Raw genomic sequence first — 5,009 nt, 5'->3', positions numbered from 1 at the left:
ATAATATAAAAAATATACGATGAAGAGTTTGATCCTGGCTCAGGATGAACGCTAGCGGCAGGCTTAACACATGCAAGTCGAGGGGTAGAGGCTTTCGGGCCTTGAGACCGGCGCACGGGTGCGTAACGCGTATGCAATCTGCCTTCCACAGAGGGATAGCCCAGAGAAATTTGGATTAATACCTCATAGTATTACAGGATGGCATCATCCGGTAATTAAAGTCACAACGGTGGAAGATGAGCATGCGTCCCATTAGCTTGTTGGTAAGGTAACGGCTTACCAAGGCGACGATGGGTAGGGGTCCTGAGAGGGAGATCCCCCACACTGGTACTGAGACACGGACCAGACTCCTACGGGAGGCAGCAGTGAGGAATATTGGTCAATGGGCGCAAGCCTGAACCAGCCATGCCGCGTGCAGGATGACGGTCTTATGGATTGTAAACTGCTTTTGTACGGGAAGAAACACTGATTCGTGAATCAGCCTGACGGTACCGTAAGAATAAGGATCGGCTAACTCCGTGCCAGCAGCCGCGGTAATACGGAGGATCCAAGCGTTATCCGGAATCATTGGGTTTAAAGGGTCTGTAGGCGGTCTTGTAAGTCAGTGGTGAAAGCCCATCGCTCAACGGTGGAACGGCCATTGATACTGCAGGACTTGAATTACCGGGAAGTAACTAGAATATGTAGTGTAGCGGTGAAATGCTTAGATATTACATGGAATACCAATTGCGAAGGCAGGTTACTACCGGTGGATTGACGCTGATGGACGAAAGCGTGGGGAGCGAACAGGATTAGATACCCTGGTAGTCCACGCCGTAAACGATGGATACTAGCTGCTGGGGGCGACTTCAGTGGCTAAGCGAAAGTGATAAGTATCCCACCTGGGGAGTACGAACGCAAGTTTGAAACTCAAAGGAATTGACGGGGGCCCGCACAAGCGGTGGAGCATGTGGTTTAATTCGATGATACGCGAGGAACCTTACCAAGGCTTAAATGCAGACTGACCGGTTTGGAAACAGACCTTTCGCAAGACAGTCTACAAGGTGCTGCATGGTTGTCGTCAGCTCGTGCCGTGAGGTGTCAGGTTAAGTCCTATAACGAGCGCAACCCCTGTTGTTAGTTGCCAGCGAGTCAGGTCGGGAACTCTAACAAGACTGCCAGTGCAAACTGTGAGGAAGGTGGGGATGACGTCAAATCATCACGGCCCTTACGCCTTGGGCTACACACGTGCTACAATGGCCGGTACAGAGAGCAGCCACTGGGCGACCAGGAGCGAATCTATAAAGCCGGTCACAGTTCGGATCGGAGTCTGCAACTCGACTCCGTGAAGCTGGAATCGCTAGTAATCGGATATCAGCCATGATCCGGTGAATACGTTCCCGGGCCTTGTACACACCGCCCGTCAAGCCATGGAAGCTGGGGGTGCCTGAAGTCGGTGACCGCAAGGAGCTGCCTAGGGTAAAACTGGTAACTAGGGCTAAGTCGTAACAAGGTAGCCGTACCGGAAGGTGCGGCTGGAACACCTCCTTTCTAGAGCCTGGGTGTTAGTCAGAGACACGCCCAGGAAATAAGATGCTTCACTTAAGGTCTGGATCTTAAGATTGTATTACTCTTGCTGTTAATTTAAAAAAATGATAAAAGAATTAAGTAAAACAGAGTCTCGTAGCTCAGCTGGTTAGAGTACTACACTGATAATGTAGGGGTCGGCAGTTCGAGTCTGCCCGGGACTACTTTTTAAGAATTTCCGGTTAAAAACCGGGGATTAAAAATTAAAAAGACTGTGGGATGCTTAAGGAAAAGGAAATTTTAGAGGTTGAGGCCTTATGAGAAATAATTCATAACTCATAACTAATAACTCATCACTAAAGAAATGGGGGATTAGCTCAGCTGGCTAGAGCGCCTGCCTTGCACGCAGGAGGCCAACGGTTCGACTCCGTTATTCTCCACGAAACTATCATGAAATGATAGATTAAAGTTCATTGACATATTGGGATAAGAAAATAATAAGAAAGTAGAAAGCGTTTTTTATTGGAAACGATAAAAAACAAAAAAAAACGGATCATATTAAATTATGATTTGGTGCAATAAGCAAAATAAGGGCGTATGGGGGATGCCTAGGCTCTCAGAGGCGATGAAGGACGTGATAAGCTGCGAAAAGCTGCGGGGACTGGCACACACAGAGTGATCCGCAGGTATCCGAATGGGGCAACCCGCTATATTGAAGATATAGCACACCGATAGGTGGGCAAACCCGCTGAACTGAAACATCTAAGTAGGCGGAGGAGAAGAAAACAAAAGTGATTCCGTAAGTAGTGGCGAGCGAACGCGGAACAGCCCAAACCAGAATTGTTACGGCCTTTCTGGGGTTGTAGGACCATGAGATTTTATGCACAAGGAACCGGAAGCTGCTGGAAAGCGGCGCCATAGAGGGTGACGGCCCCGTACGGGCAACGAGTGTAATAGATAATGGTATCCTGAGTAGGGCGGGGCACGTGAAACCCTGTCTGAATTCGGCGGGACCATCCGCTAAGGCTAAATACTCCTGAGAGACCGATAGTGAACCAGTACCGTGAGGGAAAGGTGAAAAGAACCGTGAATAACGGAGTGAAATAGATCCTGAAACCATACGCTTACAAGCGGTCGGAGCCCTTTAGTGGGGTGACGGCGTGCCTTTTGCATAATGAGCCTACGAGTTAACGCTGCTGGCGAGGATAAGTGGTTAAGCCATGGATCCGCAGCGAAAGCGAGTCTGAATAGGGCGCTTTAGTCAGTAGTGTTAGACGCGAAACCGTGTGATCTACCCATGGGCAGGTTGAAGCTGTGGTAACACACAGTGGAGGACCGAACCGGTTGACGTTGAAAAGTCTTCGGATGACCTGTGGGTAGGGGTGAAAGGCCAATCAAACTCGGAAATAGCTCGTACTCCCCGAAATGCATTTAGGTGCAGCGTTAGTTATAAAGTTATACAGAGGTAGAGCTACTGATTGGATGCGGGGGCTTCACCGCCTACCAATTCCTGACAAACTCCGAATGCTGTATAATGTTCGCTAACAGTGAGGGCTTGGGTGCTAAGGTCCAAGTCCGAGAGGGAAAGAACCCAGACCATCAGCTAAGGTCCCCAAATATATGCTAAGTTGAAAGAACGAGGTTTGTCTGCCCAGACAGCTAGGATGTTGGCTTGGAAGCAGCCATTCATTTAAAGAGTGCGTAACAGCTCACTAGTCGAGCGGACGAGCATGGATAATAATCGGGCATAAGCATATTACCGAAGCTATGGATTTGCAGGCAGCTGCAAGTGGTAGGGGAGCATTCTGACAGGGCAGAAGGTATCTCGTAAGGTATGCTGGACCGGTCAGAAAAGAAAATGTAGGCATAAGTAACGATAATGCGGGCGAGAAACCCGCACACCGAAAAACTAAGGTTTCCACAGCTATGCTAATCAGCTGTGGGTTAGTCTGGTCCTAAGGCGAACCCGAAAGGGACAGTCGATGGCCGACGGGTTAATATTCCCGTACTACTGATTACTGTGATGGGGTGACGGAGTGATGAAAGCGCCGCGGACTGACGGAATAGTTCGTTGAAGTACCTAGCTATAGGTCCTGCAGTCAAATGCGCAGGAACTGGCGAAATACGATAGTACTCGGAGTCTCCGGACAAAGAGATAGTGCGCCTAAGGGCTTCCAAGAAAAACCTCTAAACTTCAGGTAATCAGTACCAGTACCGTAAACCGACACAGGTAGTTGAGGAGAGAATCCTAAGGTGCTCGAGAGATTCATGGCTAAGGAATTAGGCAAAATAGACCTGTAACTTCGGGAGAAAGGTCGCCCCGAGCAATCGGGGCCGCAGTGAAAAGGTCCAGGCGACTGTTTATCAAAAACACAGGGCTCTGCAAAATCGCAAGATGACGTATAGGGCCTGACACCTGCCCGGTGCTGGAAGGTTAAGAGGAGATGTTATCTTCGGAGAAGCATTGAATTGAAGCCCCAGTAAACGGCGGCCGTAACTATAACGGTCCTAAGGTAGCGAAATTCCTTGTCGGGTAAGTTCCGACCTGCACGAATGGTGTAACGATCTGGACACTGTCTCAGCCATGAGCTCGGTGAAATTGTAGTAACGGTGAAGATGCCGTTTACCCGCAGTGGGACGAAAAGACCCTGTGCACCTTTACTATAGCTTAGTATTGACCTTGGATAAATGATGTGTAGGATAGGTTGGAGACTTTGAAGGGGCGTCGCCAGGCGTTCTGGAGTCATTGTTGAAATACAACCCTTTGTTTATCTGAGGCCTAACCCCGCGCTGCGGGGGACAGTGCTTGGTGGGTAGTTTGACTGGGGTGGTCGCCTCCAAAAGAGTAACGGAGGCTTCTAAAGGTTCCCTCAGTACGCTTGGTAACCGTGCGAAGAGTGCAATGGCATAAGGGAGCTTGACTGAGAGACATACAGGTCGATCAGGTACGAAAGTAGAGCATAGTGATCCGGTGGTTCCGCATGGAAGGGCCATCGCTCAAAGGATAAAAGGTACGCCGGGGATAACAGGCTGATCTCCCCCAAGAGCTCATATCGACGGGGGGGTTTGGCACCTCGATGTCGGCTCGTCACATCCTGGGGCTGGAGAAGGTCCCAAGGGTTGGGCTGTTCGCCCATTAAAGTGGCACGCGAGCTGGGTTCAGAACGTCGTGAGACAGTTCGGTCTCTATCTACTGCGGGCGTTAGAAATTTGAGTGGATCTGATTCTAGTACGAGAGGACCGAATTGGACAAACCGCTGGTGTATCTGTTGTCCCGCCAGGGGCACCGCAGAGTAGCTACGTTTGGAAGGGATAAGCGCTGAAAGCATATAAGCGCGAAACCCACCACAAGATGAGATTTCTTTTAAGGATCGTGGAAGATGACCACGTTGATAGGCTATAGATGTAAAGGCAGTAATGTCATAGTCGAGTAGTACTAATAATCCGTAAGCTTATGCACACCCTTTTCCTCCCGGGCAGCCGGGAGGAGAGAACTTTCTAAA

The 5,009-nt window shown here is 49.6% G+C and carries 2 tRNA genes and 2 rRNA genes; all 4 read left to right on the top strand.

The window, feature by feature from the left end:
- The first annotated feature begins 16 nt into the window (after window positions 1-16).
- The 4 genes from P2W75_RS22450 (at window position 17) to P2W75_RS22435 (ending at window position 4,966) form a co-directional block, all read left to right on the top strand.
- Window positions 17-1,530, top strand: a 16S ribosomal RNA gene (locus P2W75_RS22450).
- A gap of 126 nt (window positions 1,531-1,656) precedes the next feature.
- Window positions 1,657-1,730 (top strand) — tRNA-Ile (locus P2W75_RS22445).
- A 142-nt stretch (window positions 1,731-1,872) separates the two neighbouring features.
- Window positions 1,873-1,946 (top strand) — tRNA-Ala (locus P2W75_RS22440).
- 135 nt (window positions 1,947-2,081) lie between these two features.
- A 23S ribosomal RNA gene (locus P2W75_RS22435) occupies window positions 2,082-4,966 on the top strand.
- Together the 16S and 23S rRNA genes with 2 tRNA genes alongside form the textbook arrangement of a ribosomal RNA operon.
- Window positions 4,967-5,009 lie beyond the last annotated feature (43 nt).

Origin of the sequence: Flavobacterium sp. H4147, assembly GCF_029360735.1 — a bacterium.
GTDB lineage: Bacteria > Bacteroidota > Bacteroidia > Flavobacteriales > Flavobacteriaceae > Flavobacterium > Flavobacterium endoglycinae.
The sequence above is the reverse complement of the archived record's forward strand: the minus strand, read 5'-3'. Positions and strand labels throughout refer to the sequence as shown.